The 816-nt window shown below is 63.0% G+C and carries 1 pseudogene; it reads right to left on the bottom strand.

Annotated features, from left to right (window positions below):
• Window positions 1-412: pseudogene (locus tag ACI48D_RS26010) on the bottom strand (group II intron reverse transcriptase/maturase); the annotation flags it as partial.
• Between the last annotated feature and the right edge of the window lie 404 nt (window positions 413-816).

Here is an 816-nt window from a genome sequence, read left to right on the forward strand (position 1 = left end):
CTTGTAGCAGTGCTTGCTGGATCAGGCGATCCGTCACCGTTGGGATGCCAAGCTCGCGCTCGCCACCATCGGGCTTCGGGATCGTCACCCGACGCACCGGACTGGGCCGATACGTCCCGGCCAACAGTCGCTCTCGAATGCGCGGCCATTCGGTCGCCAGATGACGCGAGGACTGGTTGATATCCAGTCCATCCACGCCGGCCGCTCCCTTGTTGGCCCGCACACGCTTGAACGCCCGCCGCAGGTTCTCTGTCGTCAGCGCAGCTTGTAGCAGCGCTGACCCCGTGCCTCCGGTCGCACGTCGCGGGCAGAATGCTTCGTCACTGGAAGTTTCGGGCATGGCTTCACCTTGCCCTGTGGCTTCCCGCCCCGCTTTCGCGGGCATCTGACGCTGTGCTTCCTGCATCGACATATCGGATTCACTCCTACTCGTTCAGTCCTTCGTCGGCGGGGTCGAGCCTTCCCGGCGCTACCGCCAACTACTATGACCTCTGCTGAGACCCCGCTCCGACCTTCGTCGTCGCCCTTTCAGGCACAAGGCGGGGCGTCCCCAGGTAAGGGCCGCACTCCTTCATCACACAACCGCTGCATCTACGCCGCTTCTCCTTGACCACAAGAGCTTCGCGGTTTTGGGCCCGCTCGCCCTGATCGGCAGCGCCTTCTATGCAGTTCTTGTACATCGGCTCATGATTTACGCTCCACGCTTCCTTCCCACACTCGGTTACCCTCATGCAGTTGCGCTTCACTTCGCTCACTGTGGTCAGCTCGCGGCGGGACTTGCACCCACAGGAGTGCGCCCATGCTGGGCGCACCCAA

Origin of the sequence: Massilia sp. LXY-6 (assembly GCF_051233485.1) — a bacterium.
Classification (GTDB): domain Bacteria; phylum Pseudomonadota; class Gammaproteobacteria; order Burkholderiales; family Burkholderiaceae_D; genus Telluria.